The organism is Streptomyces sp. NPDC001351 (assembly GCF_042896045.1).
Classification (GTDB): domain Bacteria; phylum Actinomycetota; class Actinomycetes; order Streptomycetales; family Streptomycetaceae; genus Streptomyces.
Genome location: NZ_JBIAWS010000004.1, coordinates 363,896 through 386,133, shown reverse-complemented (window position 1 = coordinate 386,133; position 22,238 = coordinate 363,896). Strand labels below are relative to the sequence as shown.

24 protein-coding genes are annotated in these 22,238 nt (G+C 70.6%); 9 read left to right on the top strand and 15 right to left on the bottom strand.

Annotation, left to right across the window (positions count from 1 at the left end; genetic code table 11):
* The first annotated feature begins 239 nt into the window (after positions 1 to 239).
* On the top strand, positions 240 to 2,393 hold the full coding sequence (locus ACFY1U_RS16685; protein WP_390694847.1) for a SpoIIE family protein phosphatase: 2,154 nt from the start codon (positions 240 to 242) through the stop codon (positions 2,391 to 2,393).
* A gap of 5 nt (positions 2,394 to 2,398) precedes the next feature.
* Here the strand turns inward: ACFY1U_RS16685 and ACFY1U_RS16680 are convergent, their stop codons facing one another.
* On the bottom strand, positions 2,399 to 3,583 hold the full coding sequence (locus ACFY1U_RS16680; RefSeq protein ID WP_390694846.1) for a type III polyketide synthase: 1,185 nt from the start codon (positions 3,581 to 3,583) through the stop codon (positions 2,399 to 2,401).
* A gap of 179 nt (positions 3,584 to 3,762) precedes the next feature.
* A complete protein-coding gene (locus tag ACFY1U_RS16675) occupies positions 3,763 to 4,968 on the bottom strand; it encodes a macrolide family glycosyltransferase (protein ID WP_390694845.1) in 1,206 nt (401 codons plus the stop codon).
* Between the two features lie 161 nt (positions 4,969 to 5,129).
* Here ACFY1U_RS16675 and ACFY1U_RS16670 point away from each other — a divergent pair, with 161 nt between their 5' ends.
* Positions 5,130 to 5,717 (top strand): hypothetical protein, encoded by a 588-nt coding sequence (locus ACFY1U_RS16670; RefSeq protein ID WP_390694844.1) that lies wholly within the window; start codon positions 5,130 to 5,132, stop codon positions 5,715 to 5,717.
* Here ACFY1U_RS16670 and ACFY1U_RS16665 read toward each other — a convergent pair.
* Together ACFY1U_RS16665 and ACFY1U_RS16660 are read right to left on the bottom strand one after the other, a co-directional pair.
* Positions 5,705 to 6,685 carry a TolB family protein gene (locus tag ACFY1U_RS16665; protein WP_390694843.1) on the bottom strand — a complete coding sequence of 327 codons (981 nt, stop codon included), beginning with the start codon at positions 6,683 to 6,685 and terminating at the stop codon, positions 5,705 to 5,707. The two genes, ACFY1U_RS16670 and ACFY1U_RS16665, sit on opposite strands and share 13 nt — an antisense overlap.
* A gap of 473 nt (positions 6,686 to 7,158) precedes the next feature.
* On the bottom strand, positions 7,159 to 7,332 hold the full coding sequence (locus tag ACFY1U_RS16660; RefSeq protein WP_390694842.1) for a hypothetical protein: 174 nt from the start codon (positions 7,330 to 7,332) through the stop codon (positions 7,159 to 7,161).
* 17 nt (positions 7,333 to 7,349) lie between these two features.
* On the opposite strand from ACFY1U_RS16660, the gene ACFY1U_RS16655 reads away from it, so the two are divergent.
* From ACFY1U_RS16655 to ACFY1U_RS16640, 4 genes are all read left to right on the top strand, one after another.
* Entirely contained in the window at positions 7,350 to 7,529 is a 180-nt protein-coding gene (locus ACFY1U_RS16655) for a hypothetical protein (RefSeq protein WP_390694841.1), read from the top strand.
* Positions 7,530 to 7,646: 117 nt separating this feature from the next.
* A complete protein-coding gene (locus tag ACFY1U_RS16650; RefSeq protein ID WP_390694840.1) occupies positions 7,647 to 7,868 on the top strand; it encodes a hypothetical protein in 222 nt (73 codons plus the stop codon).
* Positions 7,869 to 8,323: 455 nt separating this feature from the next.
* Positions 8,324 to 8,992: a response regulator gene (locus tag ACFY1U_RS16645; protein ID WP_390695219.1), complete on the top strand. Its 669-nt coding sequence runs from the start codon at positions 8,324 to 8,326 to the stop codon at positions 8,990 to 8,992.
* Positions 8,989 to 10,110 carry a sensor histidine kinase gene (locus ACFY1U_RS16640; RefSeq protein WP_390694839.1) on the top strand — a complete coding sequence of 374 codons (1,122 nt, stop codon included), beginning with the start codon at positions 8,989 to 8,991 and terminating at the stop codon, positions 10,108 to 10,110. The genes ACFY1U_RS16645 and ACFY1U_RS16640 overlap by 4 nt, the downstream gene beginning before the upstream one ends.
* A gap of 25 nt (positions 10,111 to 10,135) precedes the next feature.
* Here the strand turns inward: ACFY1U_RS16640 and ACFY1U_RS16635 are convergent, their stop codons facing one another.
* The 5 genes from ACFY1U_RS16635 to ACFY1U_RS16615 all read right to left on the bottom strand — a co-directional run bounded on the left by ACFY1U_RS16635 (position 10,136) and on the right by ACFY1U_RS16615 (position 14,564).
* The gene (locus tag ACFY1U_RS16635; protein WP_390694838.1) at positions 10,136 to 11,929 is read right to left on the bottom strand and encodes an ABC transporter ATP-binding protein; all 1,794 of its coding nucleotides are present in this window, start codon (positions 11,927 to 11,929) and stop codon (positions 10,136 to 10,138) included.
* A gap of 119 nt (positions 11,930 to 12,048) precedes the next feature.
* A complete protein-coding gene (locus tag ACFY1U_RS16630) occupies positions 12,049 to 12,171 on the bottom strand; it encodes a hypothetical protein (RefSeq protein ID WP_390694837.1) in 123 nt (40 codons plus the stop codon).
* Positions 12,172 to 12,378: 207 nt separating this feature from the next.
* Positions 12,379 to 13,074: a hypothetical protein gene (locus ACFY1U_RS16625; RefSeq protein WP_390694836.1), complete on the bottom strand. Its 696-nt coding sequence runs from the start codon at positions 13,072 to 13,074 to the stop codon at positions 12,379 to 12,381.
* Positions 13,075 to 13,215: 141 nt separating this feature from the next.
* Positions 13,216 to 13,791, bottom strand: a complete 576-nt coding sequence (locus tag ACFY1U_RS16620) for a hypothetical protein (protein WP_390694835.1) — start codon at positions 13,789 to 13,791, stop codon at positions 13,216 to 13,218.
* A 227-nt stretch (positions 13,792 to 14,018) separates the two neighbouring features.
* Positions 14,019 to 14,564 (bottom strand): RNA polymerase sigma factor, encoded by a 546-nt coding sequence (locus ACFY1U_RS16615; RefSeq protein WP_390694834.1) that lies wholly within the window; start codon positions 14,562 to 14,564, stop codon positions 14,019 to 14,021.
* Between the two features lie 122 nt (positions 14,565 to 14,686).
* On the opposite strand from ACFY1U_RS16615, the gene ACFY1U_RS16610 reads away from it, so the two are divergent.
* On the top strand, positions 14,687 to 15,595 hold the full coding sequence (locus ACFY1U_RS16610; RefSeq protein WP_390694833.1) for a serine/threonine-protein kinase: 909 nt from the start codon (positions 14,687 to 14,689) through the stop codon (positions 15,593 to 15,595).
* A gap of 45 nt (positions 15,596 to 15,640) precedes the next feature.
* Here ACFY1U_RS16610 and ACFY1U_RS16605 read toward each other — a convergent pair whose 3' ends face one another.
* Positions 15,641 to 15,991 (bottom strand): MerR family transcriptional regulator, encoded by a 351-nt coding sequence (locus ACFY1U_RS16605; RefSeq protein ID WP_390694832.1) that lies wholly within the window; start codon positions 15,989 to 15,991, stop codon positions 15,641 to 15,643.
* Positions 15,992 to 16,564: 573 nt separating this feature from the next.
* On the opposite strand from ACFY1U_RS16605, the gene ACFY1U_RS16600 reads away from it, so the two are divergent.
* On the top strand, positions 16,565 to 16,939 hold the full coding sequence (locus tag ACFY1U_RS16600) for a hypothetical protein (RefSeq protein ID WP_390694831.1): 375 nt from the start codon (positions 16,565 to 16,567) through the stop codon (positions 16,937 to 16,939).
* Between the two features lie 127 nt (positions 16,940 to 17,066).
* On the opposite strand, the gene ACFY1U_RS16595 is transcribed toward ACFY1U_RS16600, so the two are convergent.
* The 4 genes from ACFY1U_RS16595 to ACFY1U_RS16580 all read right to left on the bottom strand — a co-directional run bounded on the left by ACFY1U_RS16595 (position 17,067) and on the right by ACFY1U_RS16580 (position 19,730).
* Positions 17,067 to 17,387: an SCO5918 family protein gene (locus ACFY1U_RS16595; RefSeq protein WP_390694830.1), complete on the bottom strand. Its 321-nt coding sequence runs from the start codon at positions 17,385 to 17,387 to the stop codon at positions 17,067 to 17,069.
* A 61-nt stretch (positions 17,388 to 17,448) separates the two neighbouring features.
* A complete protein-coding gene (locus tag ACFY1U_RS16590) occupies positions 17,449 to 17,715 on the bottom strand; it encodes a CBS domain-containing protein (protein ID WP_390694829.1) in 267 nt (88 codons plus the stop codon).
* A 148-nt stretch (positions 17,716 to 17,863) separates the two neighbouring features.
* Entirely contained in the window at positions 17,864 to 19,345 is a 1,482-nt protein-coding gene (locus ACFY1U_RS16585) for a DEAD/DEAH box helicase (protein WP_390694828.1), read from the bottom strand.
* Positions 19,346 to 19,526: 181 nt separating this feature from the next.
* Complete coding sequence (locus ACFY1U_RS16580; protein ID WP_004986771.1) at positions 19,527 to 19,730, bottom strand: cold-shock protein; 204 nt, start codon at positions 19,728 to 19,730, stop codon at positions 19,527 to 19,529.
* A gap of 586 nt (positions 19,731 to 20,316) precedes the next feature.
* On the opposite strand from ACFY1U_RS16580, the gene ACFY1U_RS16575 reads away from it, so the two are divergent.
* Positions 20,317 to 20,994: a GAP family protein gene (locus tag ACFY1U_RS16575; RefSeq protein ID WP_390694827.1), complete on the top strand. Its 678-nt coding sequence runs from the start codon at positions 20,317 to 20,319 to the stop codon at positions 20,992 to 20,994.
* A 20-nt stretch (positions 20,995 to 21,014) separates the two neighbouring features.
* Here the strand turns inward: ACFY1U_RS16575 and ACFY1U_RS16570 are convergent, their stop codons facing one another.
* Positions 21,015 to 22,235 (bottom strand): cytochrome P450, encoded by a 1,221-nt coding sequence (locus ACFY1U_RS16570; protein WP_390694826.1) that lies wholly within the window; start codon positions 22,233 to 22,235, stop codon positions 21,015 to 21,017.
* Positions 22,236 to 22,238 lie beyond the last annotated feature (3 nt).

The following is a 22,238-nucleotide window of genomic DNA, read 5'->3' as shown; positions in this document are numbered from 1 at the left end:
GCCGCCGGAGGATCCCGCCGAGGAGCGGGCCGATGCCGCCCGTAACCGGCCCCGCGTGGTGCCCCTCGTCCAACGAGTCCCTCGGTACCGACCCCGGCGGGTGATCCGCTGGTGTGGGCGAAGCGGGCGCGGGTGTTATTGAATGAGCTGTGCGGTCAGGAATCTCGGGGCCCTGTCGCCCGGGTTCCGATACGACCCCGGCGCTGTGCCGTGGCCGGTGAGCGAGCTGAGAGAGCCGCATGGACTCCACCCCCTCCCCTTCGTCGCCGTTCGACATGGTCAGCGGCGCTTTGGGGCGGTACATGCCAGGTGAGGGAGCGGCGGCGGCCGGTTCCGCCGATCGGCGGGACGAGAGCGGCGCCCGCCCTCGCGCGGCCGCCGGTCCGGCCCCCGGCCGTCCGGAGCAGATCCTCGGCGCGGTCAGCCTGGACCGGGACCTGCGCATCACCCGCTGCAATCTGGACGCCCCCGTCTTCGCGGGGGTGGAGGCCGTGACCGGGAAACCCTTCGTCGATCTGCTGCCGCCCTGGGACGTACCGACGGTCACGCGGCGGCTGCGGCAGGTCCTCGAGACCGGTGAGCCGCATGTCGCCCGGGTCCAGCGCCTGCGCCGCGGCGACGGCTCGGAACTGGTGGTCTCGATGAGCATCCTGTCCGCCGCGGCGCCCCAGGAGGGCCTGACCGTCTCCCTGATCGCCATGGCCAGGAGGCTGCACCTGTACGCCGCCGAGACCGCGATCGGCACCTCGCTGGACATCGGCGAGACCGCGCAGTCCCTGGCTCAGTCCCTGCTGGCCTGGGGAGACGTGACCGCCATCGACCTCGACTTCGCCGTGTGGACGGGCGAGGTGGTCACGGGGCAGCCGCAGCAGCGCCTCCGGCTGCGGCGGGCGGCCCTGGTGCCGGACCGGGCCTGGCCCGACGGCTATCTGACCCCGGGCGACGACCTTCCCGGCGATGCGAGCCGCCTGCTGTCCCAGGCGATACGGCGCGACGACGCCGCGCAGGCCCTCGTCATACCCGACCGGGAAGCGATCGAGCGGGTGCTCGGCAGTCCGCGGCTGGTCCGTGCCCTGGTGCCCGGAGACCAGGCGGCGGCCCTGGCGTGCATTCCGCTGGTCCTGGACGGCGCGCCGCCCGTCGTCCTGGGGGTCGCGGAGGTCTGGCGCCGGGCGGACCGCCCCTTCGAGGACAGCGAGCTGTTCGACCTTCAGGAGCTGGTGGCCAGGACCTCCCACCACGTGGACCTGGCCCGTCAGCACCAGCGCGAGCACACGCAGGTGCTGGCGCTGCAGCGCCGGCTGCTGCCCCGGTCCGGCGGCGACACCATAGAGACCGCCAGCGTCTACCAGCCCGCGACCCCCGACAGCGCGGGCGTCGGCGGGGACTGGGTGAACAGCTTTCCGCTGCCGGACGGCCGTACCGCGCTGGTGGTCGGTGACGTCGTCGGGCACGGCCTGGGAGCCGCGGCGACCATGGGACAGCTGAGCATGGAGGCCCGAGCGCTGCTGTCCGCGGGGCTGGCGCCCGACGAGGTGCTGGAGCACCTGGACGAGACCGTGTCACTGCTGGACGACGCCGAGTCCGGGCTGGCGGCCGGCTACAGCGCCCTCGGCTCGACCTGCTGCATCGCCGTGTACGACCCGGTCAGCCACCATGTGGCGCTGGCCAGCGCCGGCCACCTCCCCCCGGTCCTGATGCCCCCGGGCGGGCCCGCCGGCCCGGTCGCCGTGCGCCCCCATCCCGGGCTGGGTGCCGAGTTCGCGCTGCGGGAGCCGTACGAGGTGCACGCGTTCGCCGCACCCCCGGGCTCACTGCTCGCCCTCTACACCGACGGCCTGGTGGAGGATCCCGCCCTGTCGATCGACGAGGGCATCACCAGGCTGGCGGACGCCGTGGCCACGGTGCACCCCTGGGACGCCCTGCAGCAGGCCGCCCGGCGCGTGGTCTCGGCGCTCGCGCCCGCGCACCGGCGCGACGACGTGACCCTGCTGCTCGCGCGCATGATCGGCTACCGCAAGGGGGACACCGCGACCTGGCGGCTGCCCGCGCGGGTCGACGCGGCTGCCCGGGCCCGCGCGCTGGTCTCCGCGCTGCTGGGGCAGTGGCGCGTCAGGGCCGAGACCCAGGACAGGGTGCTGCTGGTGGTCGACGAACTGGTCGCCAACGCGGTCCGCTTCGCCGGCGGACCCCTCACGGTACGGCTGATCAGGACCGGTCACGGGCTGCTGTGCGAGGTGGGCGACACCGGCAACGGCCGGCCGCGGCTGGGCCGGGGCGGGCTCCTCGACGACGGCGGTCGCGGCCTGCACGTCGTGCACGGCCTCACCACCCGGTGGGGGGTGCGCTGGACGGACACCGGCAAGGTGGTCTGGGCGTCGGTGGAGAAGTGACGCGGCTACAGCCACTCGCCTTCCAGGGCGGTGGCCGTCAGGCCAGGAGCCGCCGCGTACAGGACGGCACGGCTGCCCGGTTCCTGGCCGGCGTCGTAGGCCCTGCGCATGATGTCGAACACGGCGGCGCCTCCGCGGTTGCCGCTGGTGTAGCTGTCCCGGCTGTACTCCAGCAGCCCCGACGGCCACCCCTCGGGCATCGTCTGCTCCATGTACTCCAGCACGCGCGTCCCGCCGGGGTGCGCGAGCAGCACGTCGGGGTGCCAGGAGCCGGGGTCGTCCTGGTAGCGCAGGCGCAGCCACTCCCACATCGCGGTGACCGTCTCCTGCACGGCGCGCGGTCCGCGCCGGTCCATCACGAAGTGGGTGCCGTCCTGACGTGTCTCCAGGCGGTGCAGGTCCTGGGTGCCGGGCAGGGTGTGGTTCCAGGAGGCGTCCAGCCGCAGCGCCGACTCGGGCCTGGGGCGGCCCGTGACCACCGCGGCGACCGCGGTGTCCGCGAACAGCAGCCGGACGATCAAGGACTCCAGGGTGTCGTCCGCGGGCTGGTACGTCGTGCTCAGCGCCTCCGCGATCACGACCAGGACCACCCGGTCGGGGTCCGCGGCCACGAGATCCGCCGCCAGCGCCAGGGAACGGGTCCCGGCTATGCAGGCCCACTGCGTGGCCGGCAGCAGCAGCACGTCGTTCCGGAGCGGGAGCCTGTTCGCCAGGGAGACGTCCAGCCCCGGCAGCGCCGGGGTGGTGGAGTGACTGGTGATCAGACAGTCGACGTCCGAGGCGTCCAGGCCCGCGATCTGCAGGGCTCCGCGCGCCGCACGCTCCCCGCAGGACTGCACGGCCGCCCAGGCCGGCGCGGTGCGCTCCTGGACGGTCTGCGGTGCGGGTATCGCCTCCAGGGCGGCTATCACGCGGTCCACGTCCTGCTCGGTGAACCCGTCGCCGGCCAGCGCCTCCCGGGCCGGCCCGACGCCGGCAGCCGGCAGACCGCCCCCGCCGCCGGGCGCGACGGCGGCCTCCAACGGCAGCATCCATCCGCGGGATTCGATGCCCGTACTGGCCGCGATGCCGTCGATCCTCGGCGCCCACGCGGCGTCCGGGTGGCGACCGCGCACTTCCGCCACGATTTCGTTGGTCTGCACGGTGTGCTCACCGTGTATCACGGCAGGCGGGCACAGGTAAGCGGCCATGAGTGGCACCTCTCTACGGGGGATGGGACGAGGCAGAACGCCACGAACGCTGTGTCATGGGCCACTTAGGCAGGTTGTGTCCAAGTAAATGGCGCCGCGCTCCACTTCGGGCTCCTTGAGCCGCTTCGAGGATGGACGCCAAATGGGCATTTACGCTGTGATCTGGACAACTCGGATGGTTATTGGTGTGCGTGAGACGGCGCACATGTGCGGGGCGCCACCATCTGCTCTTCGATCAGATCCGCGGCCCGGCGGGTGCCGCCCTCGGCGCGGACCTCGGACCACAGCCATGCCGAGCGCGCGGCGACCTGTGGATCGCCGATGAGTTCCATCAGGGCGGTACGCAGCGTCGCCGCCGTGACGTCCGCGGCGTCGACCCGGCGGGCGACGCCCAGTTCGACGAGCCGGTCGGCGTGCAGGCCCTGGCCGGGGCCGTTCGGCACGGCGATCATCGGCACCCCGGTGCACAGGCCCAGGCTGCTGCTGTCCGTCCCGGTGTGCGTCACCCACACGTCCGCCTGCTCGAGAACGGTCAACGGCGAGGCCCACGGCCGCACTTCGAAGTTACGGGGAACCCGCTCGCCCAGATCGTCGGCACCGCGCGTCTGCAGCACCACATGCCATCCGGGAAGATCCGTGAACGCGGCCGCACACTGGTGGTAGATCTCCTGCGCCGCGTGGTACGCCGAGCCGGCCAGCGACACCAGCAGCACCTTCTTCGCCCCGGCCGGCCGCGCCCAGCCGTCCCGCTCCCGCTCGGCGCCCAAGCACGGGCCGACGAACGTCACCGCCTCGGCGTCGACACGTTCCGCAAGCGGCTGCAGGGCGCGCGGAATCATGGCGAGCACTCGCTTCGGACGGCCGGTGAACTCCTCCACGTTCGTCGTCACCGCACCGCACCGGCCCAGCCAGTCCGCGAACCGCGCCCGGTAGGCGGGGCCTCCGGGCAGCTGGGCGTACGCCGCGCTGATCTCCTCCTGGGCGCCCTCCCAGGCCACATGCCCCGCGGCCAGCTGGACGTGGCCGCGGCCCTGCGCCTCGGCCAGCGCACGGCCCGCGTACGCGCCGACGTCGTAGAGATAGAGACCGGCGGGATCGTCGTCGTACACGGCGTGCAGTTGCGGCAGTACGGCCATCGCCTCGTCGAGGAAACGGGAGGCGGACGCGATGGGATCCCGCGGCCAGTCCTGGCCGGCGACCGGGAGAGTGGACGTGACGCCGATCGGCTCGGCGCCGGTGGAGGCGACCAGCTCGGCGAGGGGGCCGGCGTTGGCATACGTCACACGATGACCGCGCGCCACAAGCTCACGGATGATCTCCAGACTGGGCAGCACATGCCCGACCAGAGGCGTACCGACCATGGCGATATGAGCAGAACGGGGCATGTCCGGACTTCCTTGGATAGAGGGCTATGACACAGCAACGCCCGGAAGCCCGCCTGGGCAACGCCGTACCGGGACTTCCCCGGTGCGGGCATGTCTGATTGCCCGTCGCGGTGCGGCGGTCATGTGGTTGAACATGAGGTGTGCGATTCGATTCCGTTCCCATGCCGGCGAGCGTCGAGGCCCGACCTCGGGACAGCCGTGGCTATCCGGTGCCCGCCATCACCCCGTGGGAGGGCGACCAACCCCAGTTCGCGCTCACCGACTACGGGCGCAGCGCCGAGTGCGCGCGACGGCGGCTGTGTTCCGTGTGCAACACCCTGATGCCCAAGGGGCCGGTGTGGCGGGTGGTCGGCGCCGCGGAGAGCTCGGCGATCCGCGAGGCGCTCGCTGCCGGGCGGCCGTACCGCAACCTGGCGGCGACGCTGGAGGCTCCGGGGCACCGCGCCTGCATGCTCTACGCCTCGATGGTCTGCCCGTATCTGGCGCGCCCCAACGCGCGGCGCGGGCTGACAGCGGAAAACCCGGACGACATGACCGCGCATGTCGTCCGGGGTGCCGTTCGTGGTGAGCTGGGTGCCGTGGTGGGCTTCGGCGACTACGAGTTCGCCGTCACCTCGGCCCAGGTCCTGTTCCGCTTTCTCGATGTGGTCGAGTACCTGCCGCATGACAGGGCCGACCAGCATCTGGAGGAGCTACGGGCCGAACTCGCCTGCTCCGGCGGCCGGTTGGGAGGCGGTCAGCCGCGGTAGGCCGGCAGGCCGGTGTGCTGGGTGACCTTCACGGGCTTGCCGAAGCCGTGGGCGGTCCTGGTCACGGTGTACGTGCCGGTGGGGGCGCGGAAGGCGATGGTCCTGCCGTCGGGCGACCAGGTGGGCTCGGTGAAGTCGGTGGTGGCGTGCGGGGTGATGTCCTTGACGGCGTTGCTGCCGGCGTTCAGGTCGTCGACGAAGAGGTGGTCGTGCCCGCCGACGGAGCGCACGAAGACGACCTCCTCCGCGTCGGGGGCGAGCGCGGGCTCGGAACCCCTGGTCAGCGCACCGCCCTGCTGACGCAGGTAGTCGTCACGGATGTAGACCTCGCCGGTGCGGGTGTTCTCGTAGACGGAAGTGCCGTAGGTCCCGCCGACGTTGGGCCAGGTGTTGTCGGTCTGCGGCAGCGCGCCTGCCTCCGGGTCGTCGTTGTTCAGGCTGATCCTGGCCGGAGTGCCGTGGGTGGCGGTGGCCTTGACGCGCTCCAGGACGGTGCTGCCGTGGACCTTGGCCGAGAAGATGATGTTGTTCTTCGCGGGGATGCCGTTCGTCCGGTCGGCCGCGGTGACCTGCCACGTGGGGTGGGACCAGGTCTGTCCGCCCGGGTTGGCGGCGACGGTCACCCGGTGGCTGCCGTCGGGGTCGGAGACCTCCAGGTTGCCGTGGCCGTCGATGAAGGCGGCCTTGGTGCCGCGCGGGTTCCAGGCCAGGTCACGGACGACGGTGCCGAAGTCGATCGACTTGCCGTTGACCCAGACATGGCGGGTGCCGTCGCTGATGGTGAGACCTCTGGGCACGGTGAGCGTGTGGGCGGACGCGGACGCGGCGACCAGCGCGGCGCTGCCCCTGGCGTCGCGGCCGGAGGACGGAGCGGCCATCGCGGTGGCGGCCGCGCCACTCAGGGCGAGCAGCGCGGCCACACCTGCCGTGATGACGGCTGCGGTGCTCCGACGGTTACGAGCGGACATCGAGGTTCCCCCAGGAATGTGAATGACGCTGCGACGTGAGTCTCGCGGGAGCCGCGCGCCGTCCCCGGGACCTGAGCGGTCCGCTCGGCCTGCCGCCCTTCGCGATCAGAAGGAGTCTTCCCACGGCCCATGACGAAGCTGTGCGCTCGCCGTCACAACTGTGCAATAGCGATCACGGCGGCGGGCCTGCAGCCGACTGCGGGATGGGCGAGGAAGAAGAAATTCACAATGATTCTTGCGGGCAATTCTCACCTCACTCGCCGGCGGCTTATGAGGGTGCGCAGCGTGCTCAACGTGGAGAGCGGCTACAACGACGGCATCGTCTCGCCCCTCTTCCTGTTCGCACTGATCCTCGTCGGCACCGATTCCGTCACCCGCACGCCCATGCAGGCCCTCGGCACGGCGGTGCCGTTCGCGCTGAAGGCCCTCGTGGCCGGCTTCGTGGGCTCGTTCGTGTGCGGGACCGCCTTTCGCTACGTCAGGCAGGCGCCGGTCCGCCGACGGGGCGCCTCGGCTCCCCACGCCTCGGACTTCCAGCTCATCGAGGACACCAACTCGATGGCGACGATGTGCATGTGGTTCTTCTTCGGCAACGCCGTGGTGCTCGCCATGGAGGAAGGCGTCCACTGGCCCACCGTCGTGACCACGCGGCACCACCTCCATCGTGTTCGGACTGCTCGCGTGCAACGCTCTGCCGGACGGGCGGTACGCCGACACCGCCCTGTACGCCATGACCCTGACGGTGCTCGGCAGTGTGCTGCTCCACGGCGGTGGCTCGGTGGCCACCGCCCCGCCGCCGTCGGCCGACCAGCCGGACGCACAGGTCGTCGACACGCGCGGTTGATGTGCCTGCCGGCCGCGGCGGGTACCACTCAAGGCCGGTGTCCTCCAGCCACTCGGCGGGGGCGGACCCGACAGTCGTCGGATGGGCGGAGAGCGGCCGGGCGGACAGGCTGGAGGCATGACACAGCATGTTCGCAACAGGGAGCCCGGGACCGTCCCCGGGGAGTCGGCCGACCTCGACGTGCGGGACCGTGACGTCACGCCCCGCAGAGGCGGGTTGCTGGAACTTCTCGGCCTGACGCTGGTGGCGGCCGCCGGTGTCCTGTTCGTCCTCCGTCCTGAGTTCTACGAAGCAGGGGTGCACGTTGTCGCCACGCGGGCGGCCTCACTGGTCCACTGAGCCTGCCTGGCCGTCGTACGCCCTGAACTCCGCGATGACGTCGCCCCCACGGCTGCTGTACGGGTACGTCCGTACGCACCGGTGGGCTCGGTGCCGGGTAGACCGTTCAAGAGGCGGGGTGGTGGCGGTGTTGAGCAGATGTTCCAGTCCTGCCCGCCAGCAGCAGGGACAAGCCGTAGGCCCCTACGACGAGGCCGGCGCCCGCCGACACCATCCGCCGAGCCTCGCCCACCCGCCCGCCGACGGGCCGGAGCGCTCCCCCCGACCGGCTGGAACCGGCCTGCCGGGCGGCGGGTGTCCACGGCGGCCGCACCGTCGCGCGCCCCGCCGGACGTACTGTCGACGGCAGGCGATCACCGTACGAGAACATGGATGGCCCGATGCGGGGTGTACGGGTCAGCCGAGAAGCTGGACAGAGCAGACAAGCGTGAGGCGGAACGCCGGTGATCCGGGTAGTGGTGGTGGACGACGAGGCGCTGGTGCGGTCCGGGTTCGAGCTGATCCTGAACGCCTCCGACGGCATCCAGGTCGTGGCGACCGCGGAGGGGGCGCAGGCGGCCGACGCCATCCGGCGCGAGCACCCGGACGTCGTGCTCCTCGACATCCGCATGCCGGACGTGGACGGCCTGACTGTCCTGAGGGAGATCCAGACGCTGCCCGAGCCGCCGACGGTGGCCATGCTGACCACCTTCGACACCGACGAGTACATCCTGACCGCGCTGCGCTCGGGAGCCGCGGGCTTCCTGCTCAAGGACACCGAGCCCGAACAACTCGCCCAGCTCGTACGCACCCTGGCCGCCGGCGGGGTGGTGATGTCCCCGAAGGCCTCGCGGGCTCTGCTGCGCAGGCATCCCGGGGCGGGCGCGTCCCAGGACGCCGACGTGGCGCGCGTGAACCTGCTCAGCGACCGCGAACGCGACGTGCTCGTCCTGATCGCGGAAGGACTGTCCAACGCCGACATCGGCACCCGCATCCATCTGAGCGCGGGCACCGTCAAGGACCACGTCAGCTCGATCCTGACCAAGCTCCGGGTCGCCGGCCGTGTCCAGGCGGCGCTCCTCGCGGAGCGGGCCGGACTGCTCAGCGAGGACCGCGCCGACGCGGCACGGGACAACGGGTGGTGAGCACGGGTCAGGCGCTGTGGCGGCGGGTGCCGCCCTGGGCCGTCGACGCGGGCCTCGTCGCGCTCGCCGTGCTCGACACCTGGGTCAATCTCTACGGCGAGGCGACACCGTTCATGTGGGCCTGCGCCGCCGTCGGCTGCGCCGGACTGTTCCTGCGCAGGCGCTTTCCCCTGGTCGTCTTCCTGCTGACCCTGCCCATGACCCTGTTCATGGACGTGGCCGTCGCGCCGCTTGCCGCCCTGTACACACTGGCCACGCGCACCCGCAACCGCCCGCTGCTGGCCGGCTGCGCCCTGCTGAACGCGGCGGCGAGCACTCTCTCCTGGCCCCTGTCCGACTCGTTCTCCGGCGACCAGACCTGGACGCTCGTGCAGTTCGTGTACACGCTGGCCACGGCCTTCGCCCCGATCCTGTTCGGCCAGCTGGTGCAGGCCGGACACGATGTGGCCCGCCAGCTCGCCGAGGTGGAAGAGGCCCGTGAACACGAACGCGCCCTGTACGCCCAGACCGTCCTCGCCCGCGAACGCGCCCAACTGGCCCGCGAGATGCACGACGTCGTCTCCCACCAGGTCAGCCTCATCGCCGTACAGGCCGGAGCCCTCCAGGTCGCCGCCAAGGATCCCGACGCCCGCGACGCCGCCCGCACCATCCGCACCCTGAGCGTGAACACCCTCGACGAACTCCGCCACATGGTCACCCTGCTGCGCGCCTCCGGCGGCAAGGAAACCGAACTCACCCCCCAGCCCACCCTCGCCGACCTCCAGCAGCTGATCGCGGGCAGCGGCATCGAGACCACCCTGACCGGCGGCCTCCCGCCCGGCATCAGCACGACCGCCCAGCGCACCGTCTACCGCACGGTCCAGGAAGCCCTCACCAACGTGCGCAAGCACGCCCCCGGCGCCCGCGCCGAGGTGCGCCTGTGGCACGACGCGCAGCACTTCGGCGTCACCGTCACCAACACCGCCCCCACCCGGCCCTCCGTCGCCCTGCCCAGCGCCCGGCACGGCCTGATCGGCCTGAAAGAGCGCGCCGAACTGCTGGGCGGCACCCTCGTCGCCGAACCCACCCCCCACGGCGGCTACGAGATCGAACTACGGGCACCCACCCGTCCCGCCTGAGAGCGCGTGGCGGTCGGTGGATGCCTCAGGCCGCGTCGTGCCCGGCCTCGGTGACCGTGGCCGCGAGCGGGCCGGCGACAACGGTGGCCGTGGCGTCGGCCAGGTGGACCACGAGGTCGGCCTGGGCGGTCAGGCGCAGGTCGTGGGTGATGAGAAGGGTCGTACGGCCCGCCGTCAGGCGTCGCAGCGGCGCCATGATGCGGGCCGCCGAGGCGTCGTCGAGGCCGGCCGTCGGCTCGTCGAGGATCAGCACGGGGGCGGTGCGCAGCATGGCCCGGGCCAGGGCGATCCTGCGGCGCTGGCCGCCGGAGAGGTGGCTGCCTCGTTTGCCGACGGGAGTGTCGTAGCCGGCGGGCAGGGCGTCGATGAAGCCGTGCGCGTCGGCGGCCGTGGCGGCGGCGATCACCTCCTCGCCGGTGGCGTCGGGGCGGCCGTAGACGATGTTCTCCTGGATGGTGCCGTCGAAGAGCATGCTGTCCTGGAGCAGCAGGGTGATGTGCCGGCGCACCTCGTCGACGGGGAGCTGGGCGATGTCCCGGCCGTCCAGCAGGATGCGCCCCTGCGAGGGTTCGTACACGCGCAGGAGCAGTTTGCCGAGGGTGGATTTGCCGGCGCCGCTCGGGCCCGTGACCGCGACCAGCGTGCCGGGGGCGATGTCCAGGCGGACGCGGTGCAGTACGGGGTGGCCGGCGCCGGGGTAGGCGAAGCCGACGTCCTCGAAGGCGAGGGCGCCGCGCACCGGTTCGGCGAGCGGCGGGATGTCCGGCCGTGGGCTGCTCTCGGCGACGGGGCCGGTGCGCAGCACCTCGACGAGGCGCTCGCACGCGGCCGTCGCGGAGGAGGCGGCGACCGCGAGTTCGCCGAGTTCCTGCAGCTTGGGTTGGAGATAGCCGAGATAGGCGGCGAAGGAGAGCAGACCGCCGACGCTGAGGTGGTGCTCGGAGATCTGCCAGGCCCCGGCACCGATCACGGCCAGCACGCTCAGGGTCTCGATGAACTCGCCCGCCGGCCCGTACACCGAGGACAGCCGGATCTGCCGCAGCCCGGCCCGCATCCACACCCGTCCCTCCCGGTGCACCTTCCCCCGCTCCGCCTGCTGACGGCCGTACGCCTGCACGAGCGGCATGTTGGCCATGCTCTCCTCCAGCAGGGAGGCGAGGCGTCCGTTGCTGTCGCGTTCGTCGCGGGTGGCGGAGCGCATCAGGGTGCCGAACACCCGGGCACCGAACCAGATGACGGGCGCCACGGCGAAGGTGACCAGGGCCAGTTGCCAGCTGGTCCAGAAGGCCGCCGCGCCGAAGACCACGGCTCCCACGGCGGTGGTGACGAGGTCGACCGGGGCGGAGGCCACGAGTGACTCGACGGCCTCGACGTCACCGGTGAGCCGGGTGACCAGATCACCGGTGCCGAAGCGGTCGAGTGCGTCGGGCGGCACCTGCTGGAGGTGCTGGAAGAGACGGTCGCGCAGGCCGAGCAGGAAGTGTTCGCTGGACCAGCCGGTGAGGTAACCGCCTGCGGCCGAGGCCACCGCACCGGCCGCGGCGAGCCCCAGCCAGAGGGCGGCGGGCTGCCAGAAAGCGGCCAGGTCGCCCGGGGCGAGCACCTTGTCGGTGAGGACGCCGACGATGCCGATCGCGGCCGCGTCGCAGCCGGCCGACACCACCAGCAGCACCACGGAGACCACGACGACCACGCGGTTGACGCTCACCAGCGGCCAGAAGATCCGGAACGCGGCCAGGGGGGAGAGACGGGCATGGCGGGTGGGGGCGGATGCTCCGGGTGCGGCCACGGACAGGGCGATCGGGGCGGCGCGGCTCATGTGCGAAACACTCCCAGCACGTTGCTCGAACCGACGCCGCGCCGGGACCCGTCACACACCCGCTGGTGCGCACGGACCCCGGCACGGCGTTCTTGTCCGGTCGTTGTTTCGACGCCCTGCTACTTGGCGGCGTGTTTCTTGTGCTTGCGGTGATGCTTCTTCTTGTGGTGGTGCTTGGCCTTGGCGCCGCAGGCTTCCTTCTTCTTGGCCTTCTTGGCCAGCGTGATCTTCGCGAAGGACATGGTGAGGCCCTCCTTTCCGATGCCTTGTCTGTCTTGTCAACTGGCGCTGTTCGCCGCCGACTTGGACTGTTGTGGCACCCGTGAATACGAGGGCGGCGGGAAATCCCGCTCAAAATGAAAGGTGAGGACTGGGTATTGTTCTCTTACTGAACGCACATATGGAGGTGCGCACCGGCGGCTCGCATTCGGGAGCCGCCGGCCACCGGATCAGTCGGCCAGCCGGTTGATGGCGGCGGCGGTGATGCCTTCGATGAAGCGGGGGTCGTCGCTGGGCTGACCGGTGAGTTCGACGATGCCGAACCTGTGGCCGCTGCGGATCACCGCGACTCCGCCGGCCACCTTGCCGTCGCCGTTGAAGGCCGGATACCAACGGCCTTCGCCGGCCTTGACGGTGATCGCGTGCCCCTTGCCGTAGTACCAGTGACCTCGAGGCTCGTCCTGGCAGCCGCGCACCAGCTTGTCGAGCTGCTTCTCGTACGAGGCCGCCGATGCGTCGGTGGCACCGTCCGCGGCGGATTCGGTCAGCGAGGTGCCCTTGGTGTCGAAGGTCCAGGTCACGTCGGCATAGGCAGTGGCCTTCCCCCTGGTCAGCCCTCGCATCGTCTCCTCGCCGGAGCATGCCGAGAGAGCCTGCTTCCCGGTGAGGTCCACCGTCGCGCGGACCGGGGCCAGGCCCTGCTGGAAGAAGTCGTCACTCTGCATCAGCCCGGCGGAGCCGAGGCCGGGTGCGGCGGGAGCGGCGGCGGGCGCGGTTGCCGACCGGCTCGCAGCACTCGTGTCCGCGCCGGCGGCGGGAAACGCGCCGATGCCGACCGCTATCAGGGCGGCACCCACGGAGGCGGCCACTCCCGCGGTACGGCCGCGACGCGCGGACTTGCTGCGGGCTGCCTGGTTGTCGAACATCTCATCTCCTGTCTGGTCGCGACGCGGTTGGCGTCGTCGTACGTCTGGGAGATGCCGGAGGTACGGGAGATGTTGGACGGCGATCTGCCGCGATTGATGTGATCCACGTCACCCCTGCCGGTGGGGTGGGCGGGGGCCGTCTCAGAGCCGTGTCACGGCCGCGCGGACGATCCGCGTCATCGCGGCAGAGCCCAGGCAGGCATCGACTTCCAGGACCCCGTAGTGCGAGCCGTTGCGGAGTACGGCGACGCCTCCACACGGCTCCTTGCCTCGGGGAGCGGTCCCTGTGGTGTTCAGATCGCCGCTGTAGACACCCATCCAACTCGCGGTGATGTCCGCAGCGACGTCAATCGTGTGCGTCGGCCCGTACACCCAGTGCGTGGCCGGTTCGCTCTGACACGGCACCTCCTCCAACAGCAGGCGTTCGGCGTAGTTCTGGGCCAGTGCCCGGCTTCCGGCGTCGTCGGCGACTTCGCGTGCGACCTGATCGCCGATGTTCGCCGCCTCGGTGGGGTCGGCGCCGTTCCCCGTGTTCTTGATCGTCATCAACCCGCGGAAGTGCGCGCCGTACGCCCCCAGGGTCTCCCCGAGGGTCTTCTCCCCGGTGCAGGCCGCGTTGGCGTAGTTGCCGTCTCCGACGCGGTCGCGCACGTAGACGCGCTGGGAGAGACCCACCTTCCTGAACTCGGCCGCCGTCAGCAAGTGCCCGGTCGTCATGGGCCCGCTCGCGGGCGTCGGCCTCGGAGAGCCGCTGCCCGGTGAGGACGCCGCAGCGCCCGGCGTCGACTTCGGCGCACCTGGAGCGGAGGGCGCAGGCAGGACGAACAGCCCGGTCAGCAGGCCGAGTCCGACGGCTGCCGTCAGGATGACGACGATCGTCCGAGGCCGCACCCCCCGGCCCGCGGTCGAGCTGATGCCGGGTGGGAGCGGGGAGCCGGGGCGTCTCAGAAGCCACCGCCGAGCCGGTCCCGCATGAAGCGACGCGCCTGATGGATGCGGTCCTTGACCGTGCCCAGAGGAGCGTCGGTGATCTCGGCGACCTGAAGATAGGTCAGGTCTCCGAGATCGCGGAGCACGAAGGACTCCACCAGGGCCGGGTGCCGCTCCTCCAGTGCGGCCAGCGACTCCATCAGATCCAGGCGGGTCCCCGCGATGACGCTCGTCGTCCGAGGGTCGACACCGTCGGGAACGACCGCATGGCTGTCCTCCGCGCGCCGGCGCATCGAGCGATACGTGGCCCTGGCGGCGTTCGACGCGATCACTGTCACCCAGCCGAGGAACGAGCCCCGCCCGCTGTACTCGTGCAGATGCGTGCTGATGGAGAACAGGGCGTCCTGCGCGGCCTCTTCGGCGTCGGCGTGGTGCGGAAGGAACCGGGAGCAGCGGCGCATGACGGTGGGCCGCAGCCTGACCAGCAGGCGGTCCAGGGACGCCCGGTCACCTGCCTGGGCGGACGCCACGAGGTGCGTCAGCTCATCCTCCTCGAGCACGCTGCTGTCCCCCCGCTATCGTCCGACCTGGACCCACTGGGTCGCACGGAAGTTCCCGACCACAGCCGACCACAGTCGGCCGTCTCCGCCTCCGCCACATCGCCCCGGAAAAATGTTGCCACATGCAGAAGCTAGGTCGTTATCTCCTCGAGGACAGGCTGGGAGCCGGTTCGTTCGCCACCGTCTGGAAGGCATACGACCCCGAGCTCGACACCGATGTCGCGGTCAAGGTGCTGGCCGACAACTGGGCGTCGAACGCCGATGTGCGACAGCGCTTCCTGGCGGAGGCGAGGCTGCTCCGCCGGATCTCCAGCCCCCGTGTCGTGCGCGTGCACGACGTCGGCGTCCAGGACGACCGGCCGTACTTCGTCATGGACTACGTCCGCGGCGGCACGCTGGCCGAGCAGACAGGGCACTGCCGGCCCGCGGAGGCGCTCCGGCTCGCGGCCGAGGCCGGGTACGCGGTTCAGGTGCTCCATGACGCGGGCGTCGTCCACCGCGACATCAAGCCGTCGAACCTTCTGCTCGACGCCGGCCGCACGCCTGCCGCCGTACTCGTCGCGGACCTCGGCAGCGCGAAGCAACTGGCCGACGCGTCGGGGCTGACGGTGACCACCGGCACCCCCGCGTACATGGCGCCCGAACAGGCCTTCCAGACCGGCGGGTTCGACGGCCGAGCCGATGTGTACGCCCTCGGCGTCGTCGCGTTCGAGTTGTTGACCGGACGCAAGCCGTTCGGGTCGGGCGGTCGCACGGTCCTCGTGACGCGGCAGGCGTCGGCGTCGTCGTTGCCGACCCTTCCCAGAGACCTGGAGGTTCCGGACGGCATCGAAACACTGCTTCATGCCGCGCTGTCCATAGAACCTGACGAACGACCGCAGAGCGCACAGGAGTTCGCGGATGCGCTGCTGTCACGGGAGAAGGAGGAGGCGGCGTCGGTCAGGTCTTCGGGGCCGACGCGGCTGACGGTCTGGCTTGCGGCGGTCGTCGTGTTCCTGCTGACCACGGTGCTGACCTGGTTGTCCCGCTGAATCTTCCTCAGCTCGTCTCCGCCGACCAGCCCGGGGAGCACGTGTTCAGGCGGAGCCGGAGCCTGCACGGTCCGCCGGTTCGCCGGCGGCACGACGGTACTCGGCGTTGATGCGCTGCGCTTCCTCGAGCTGGTCCTCAAGGATGACGATGCGGCACGCGGCCTCGATCGGAGTCCCCTTGTCGACGAGTTCCCGGGCGCGCGCGGCGATCCGCAGTTGGTAGCGGGAGTACCGGCGATGTCCTCCCTCCGAGCGGAGCGGAGTGATCAGACGAGCCTCACCGATGGCTCGGAGGAAGGCCGGGGTGGCGCCGAGCATCTCGGCTGCCCGGCCCATCGAGTACGCGGGGTAGTCGTCGTCGTCCAGACGATCATTCAGGGGGTTGTCCGATGTCATGTCACCTCGCTGTGCAACGCGTCGAGGGGCCCTGGTGCCGTACGGCACCAGGGCCCCGAAGGAAATTGAACACCATCTGTCGGCCCTACTGCTGTGCCGACCTTCTGTTTCCGCTACCCGGCCCGGCAGAGGGGGGTGCGGGGGGATCGCAGCTGCTTGACCGGGGACCACCATCCATTCCGGGGTCTTGCGGTACCCGGGCCGAGTGCTTCTCGGGCCGGGCGATCCTGATGGCGTCTGCTCCTCCGTTCCTCTCTGAACCAACCACTCATTGAACCGGTACTGCTGTGGGCAGCTCCTCGACCTGCGAGCCGCCCAGTGCGGCTCCCAGTCCCGTCACCGTTCTGGGAACACTCTGGCTTCGAGCCTCGAGAGCCGCACTGACCTGCGTACTTCGTCTTCAGTCACCCGCCAGTTCGTGTCTGGCGGATCTCGTCGACCTTGTCTACGAGAAGAAGCGTACCCACGTCAGGAACAAAAATCTACTCCAGCAAGAGAAGGTTTCACTCTTCTGACGGAGGAAGAATCCTGCCGTGACCGGCCCTACGGGTGAACCGCATAAGCTCTGCTGTCATGTCGAACCCTGATGAGCTGCTCGTCGCCATCTCCGCCGCGGTGGAGTCCGAGCGAAGCAATCAGATGTCGCTGACCGTGGTCGTCGGCGGCGCCGTCATCACCGGCCGGCTGGCTCCGGAGGCCGTGTGGAGGGAGCGGGTGGCGGAGGTCCTCAAGGACTCGGACCGTCTCGGCCCGTTCTCGGACGTCTTTGCGCGCGGTTCGCGAGGGAACCGGCCCGGTCGCGACGAGGCCCCCACGCATCTGCACTTTCATCTCGCCCGGATCCTCCAGGGCAGTCTCGGGATCCCGGAGACCGGCGGCATGTACCGAGTCGCGATCAAGGACGTCAGCGCATGGACCGTAGGAGATCTCATCCACTTCGACCGGTGAGACGCTGCCCGCGCCGAGTCGCCCGGCCGGCGCTTTCCGAGCGGACGGCGACACAGCGATGGGGGCCCTGCCGACGCGCGTCGGCAGGGCCCCCACCGGGTTCCTGAGGGCGGTCTCCCGCCCGTCCTCACACGGCCACGGGGCCGGCGCCGCCGAGCAGTGCGGACGCGGTGTGGAGGAGAGCGGGTCCGTCCTCGCCCACGGGCGCCGCCTCGGGGCGGTCGTGGCAGGTGAAGCCGAGACGCGTCATGGCCCGCACGACTTCGCCGACGGTGAAGTCACGGGGGTCCTGTCGCGTGATGACCTGGCCCACCTGCTTGACGGGGTAGCGGCGGCGGCCGATGGTCACGGACTCACCCGTGACGAGTGCGGGCCTGACGCCCTTCATCGAGGCCTCCACCCCGGCCTTGGTCAGGTCGAACGGGTACCGGGCGATGACACAGCGCATGATGCCTCACAGGGGAGAAGTCGCGGGGGAGAGGGAGAACGGGCCGCCCGGGGCAGACGGATCAGCACGAGAGGGCGCCCGAGCGGCCGCCGGGCGAAAGCAGCGATTCGTCGAGGACGTCCCGCAGACGGATCCGGTCCGTGTACGTGGAACTGTCGCGGAGAACGGCGAGCCGGACCAGGGAGATCAGAGCTGTGCCCTGGTCGTCCCCGTCGCACACGGTCAGGTACTCGACCCGGGCACTCGCCATGACGGCCAGAGCCACCTCGACGGTCATGTCGTCGCATGCCCGAGGCCCGTGCCCTTGGATGTCCTCGACCGCTGTCATGGGGGCGGGGTGTGGCATGCCGTACTGCGTTCGCGCCGGCGTCAAAGGTGTCTCCTTCGGTGAGGGATGGTCGGCTTGGTGGCCCTTGCGGCACCGCTGGCCACTGCGTCTCCCGAGGGACCAGAGGGGCTTTGGGGGCTGCGCCGCTCTAGGCAGCCGAGTCGTTCCCGGGCCGCCGCTGTGCCCTGCGGCGTGCCCCCGCGCCGACGGGTCGGCCCTGGCCGGTGCGGCGCCGGCGGTCCCGGGACGGCGAAGACGCGCGGCGGGTGCGTTCCACGACAGGCGCGGTGATGACCACAGGGACCCCGGAAGGCGCCTGGGCGCCTGTGATGCGGCTCAGCTCCGCCTCGCCCGAGCGGACCGGGGTGACGCGCGGGCTGATGCCGGCCGAGGCCATCAGCCGGGTCATGGCGCGGCGCTGGCCGGGGGTCACCAGGGTGACGACGCTGCCGGACTCCCCGGCGCGGGCCGTACGGCCGCCACGGTGCAGATAGTCCTTGTGGTCGCTGGGCGGATCCACGTTGACGACCAGGTCGAGGCTGTCGATGTGGATGCCGCGGGCCGCGACATTGGTGGCCACCAGGACGGTGACGTGACCCTCCTTGAACTGTGCCAGGGTCCGGGTGCGCTGCGGCTGGGACCGGCCACCGTGAAGGGCCGCGGCGCGGACACCGCTGTTCAGCAGGTGCTTCGTCAGCCGGTCCACGGCATGCTTGGTGTCCAGGAACATGATGACCCTGCCGTCCCGGGCCGCGATCTCGGTGGTGGTGCGGTGCTTGTCCGCGTCGTGCACGTGGAGTACGTGGTGCTCCATCGTGGTGACGGCGCCGGCCGACGGGTCGACGGAGTGCACCACCGGGTCGGTCAGGTAGCGGCGGACCAGCTTGTCGACGTTGCGGTCCAGGGTGGCCGAGAACAACATCCGCTGACCCCCGGGGCGCACCTGGTCGAGCAGGGCGGTGACCTGGGGCATGAAGCCCATGTCGGTCATCTGGTCGGCCTCGTCGAGCACCGTGACGTGGACGTCGGCGAGTCCGCAGTCGCCCCGGTCGATGAGGTCCTTGAGCCGACCGGGCGTCGCGACGACCACCTCCGCGCCGGCCCGCAGCGCACCGGCCTGCCTGCCGATGGACATTCCGCCGACGACGGTGGCGAGCCTCAGCCTCACGGAGCGGGCATAGGGAACGAGCGCGTCGGTGACCTGCTGGGCCAGCTCACGGGTGGGGACGAGAATCAGGGCCAGCGGCCGACGCGGCTCGGCGCGCCGGCCCGCCGTACGGGCCAGTACCGCGAGGCCGAAGGCGAGGGTCTTGCCCGACCCGGTGCGGCCGCGACCGAGTACGTCACGGCCGGCCAGGGAGTTGGGCAGGGTCGCCGCCTGGATCGGGAACGGTGCGGTCACGCCTTCACGGCCGAGCGTGGCCAGCAACGGAGCCGGCATGGCGAGCTCGGCGAAGGACTCGACAGCGGGCAACGGGAGCGTGACCGTCTTCGGCAGGGCGAACTCGCCCCGCGCCGGCTGTCGGTTTCCGTGGGAGGGGCGCGGAACGCCGGAGCGGCCTGCGGCGCTTCCTCCGAAGCGGTCGTATGTGCGATTGGCGCGTGGGCGAGTGGTTCGTGTGCGGTTCATCCGGAACCTTCCTCGATGCGGGCGCGTATCAAGGAATTTCCGCAGCAGAATGAGCGGCGCAGAGAATCGCGAGAACGGGCCGAAAATGCCGGGGGGAGAATCACCCCGAGAATGAAGCGAGCTGGGGCCCGCACCCCAAGGTGCGCGCCCCAGCTGCGAAGTATGCGTCCGTGCCGGTGCGTCAGGCGGGAACGATGTTCTCGGCCGTCGGGCCCTTCTGGCCCTGCGCGATGTCGAACGACACCTTCTGGCCTTCCAGCAGCTCGCGGAAGCCCTGGGCGGCGATGTTCGAGTAGTGGGCGAAGACGTCGGCGCCGCCGCCGTCCTGCTCGATGAAGCCGAAGCCCTTTTCCGCGTTGAACCACTTCACGGTGCCAGTAGCCATGTTGTTTCTCCTTCGGAGACGGTGTACAGGAATACGCCCTGTGCGCATTCCGTGTCGCCGTGATGATCAGCCGTCGGAAAAACCTTCTGGCAACCACACCTGCAACTGAGTTCGACAGTAGCACGGTGCGATCGACCGTGCGCGGTGGATAATTCCGCTCCGCCGGGCGGTCGAGGAATACTCGCCGTACCCCGCACCTATTTCTCATTTCGCGGGTACAGATATTGCTCTCCGCAGGCGCGGCTTTCCTGCCGTGGCCTTCGCTCACCGTCCCTCTGACCTCCCTCGACGGGACATGTGCCGCTGCCACCGTCGTCAGCGGATGGCACAACGGCGAACGCGCCCGAGATTCCCGCACTGCAACAAAGGTCACATCCGCGGTGACGGTGTGGCGGGCGTCTTGTGCGCAGCTCAGCCGACTCCTTCCCGGTGGTCACCCGTTCGCCAGCGGTCGATGGCCGGCGGCCAGGAAGGCGCCCACGATGGCGGAGAGGGCTGCGCCCGTACCCGGGGCAGGCACGCCGTTTTCGAGCCGGCCGCGTCGGACAGCCGGCTCCGGATCATCCGTCTCTCCCCGGAGGCCGCATTGGGACACGCTGTCGGCGATGTGCTGGGCCTGGCCGCGGGTGTCGCGGTCAGCCCGCTGCCGATCGTGGCGATCATCCTCATCCTGGCCACCCCACAGGGGCGCCGGGGCGGACTGCTGTTCGCCCTCGGTTGGGTTCTGGGGCTCGCGGCGCTCGGCGCGATCATGCTGGCCGTGGGCGGAGCCGGCGGAGCCTCGGCCCACAAGCAGCCCGCCACCTGGGTCGGAGCCCTCAAACTCGCTCTGGGCACACTCCTCGCTCTCTTCGGCGCCCGTCAATGGCGGCACCGCCCCAAGGACATCTCCCAGGCACAGCTCCCGAAGTGGATGGCAGCGATCGACCGCTTCACCCCCGTCAAGATCCTCGGCCTGGGGCTGCTGCTTTCGGCGGGCAATCTCAAGAACGCGCCCCTGACCATCGCCGCGGCCGCCTCGATCAGCTCCGCCGGGATCCCCGTCCCACAGCAGATCGGAACACTCGCGATCTTCGTGGTCATCGCGTCCCTCGGAGTGCTCGCACCACTCGCCGTCTACCTGGTCATGGGCGAACGCGCCAAGAGCATCCTTGCCAACTGGCGGGACTGGGCCGCGCAGCACAACGTCGCCGTCATGGCCGTCCTGTTCTTCGTGCTCGGCCTCAAACTCCTCGGCGACGGCGTCGGCATCCTCACCGCCTGAGACGGTCCCCGGCTGTCGCGCTAACCGCCGTTGTGCTCGATGTGCAGATGGATCGGCCCGCGCAGCACGGGGCTGCGTCGGTACGGCGGCGGGTCGGCGACCAGTGTGGGCCGGTCGACGCGGCGTACCAGCTCACTCAGCGCGATCTGGGCCTCCCGTCGGGCCAGCGGGCCGCCGAAGCACAGGTGGATGCCGCTGCCGAAGCCGAGGTGCTGGTTGTCACGCCGGTCGGGGTCGAAGCGGTCGGGCTCGTGGAAGCGGTTGGGATCGCGGCTGCCCGAGGCCAGCATCAGCATGATCTGCGAGCCTTGGGGGATGACGGTGTCGCCGACGGTGATGTCGCTGTACGCCGCCCGCCACGGAATGATGTGCACGGGCGGCTCGTAGCGCAGCAGTTCCTCGACCAGCGGCACGACCAGATCCGGTTCGTCGCGCAGTCGTTGCAGCACCTGCGGGTGGCGCAGCAGCGTCAGCATGCCGTTGGTGATGAGGTTGACGGTGGTCTCGTGACCGGCGATCAGCAGCAGGTTGGCGGTGCTGACGATCTCCTCGTCGGTCATCTGCCCGTCCGGCCCGTCGTCGTTGGCCAGCCGTGACAACAGGTCGTCGGCCGGGCGGCCGTGGCGTTGTTCCAGCAGCCCGCCGAGGTACTGGCGCAGCTCGCTGCGGGCCCGCAGGCCGTTCTCGAGTATTTCCTTCGGGTCGGTCCTGGGGTCGTAGTCGATCGCGTTGATGAGGTCGTTCACCCAGACGCGGAACCTCGGTTCGTCCTCGCGGGGCACGCCGAGCAGGCGGCAGATGACACTGACGGGGAACGGGTAGGCGAAGTCGTCGACGACGTCGATCTGCTCCTTGCCCGCGAAGTCGTCGATCAGACCGCTGACGGTGCTGGTCAGGGAGGAGTCCAGGCCGGCCACCAGCCCCGGGGTGTGCGGCGGGCCGAAGTGGCGCATCGCCATCCGCCGCAGGCGGTCGTGCTCGGGCGGGTCCATGTTGATGAACGACGGCGTGGTGTCTCCCTCGCGGGAGGGCATCGGATGCGACAGATTGCGCACGTCGGAACTCAGGTGCGGATTGTGCAGGATGTCCGCGAGCTCGCGATACGTGCTGATGACGTAGCTGCCGTCCTCCTGCCGGGCCACCGGTGTCCTGCGCAGCTCGGCGTAGAGCGGGTACGGGTCGGACCGGGAGGAGTAGTCGAGGATCCGGTGCAGTGTGTCGGGCGTCTCGGTCGTGGTCATCTG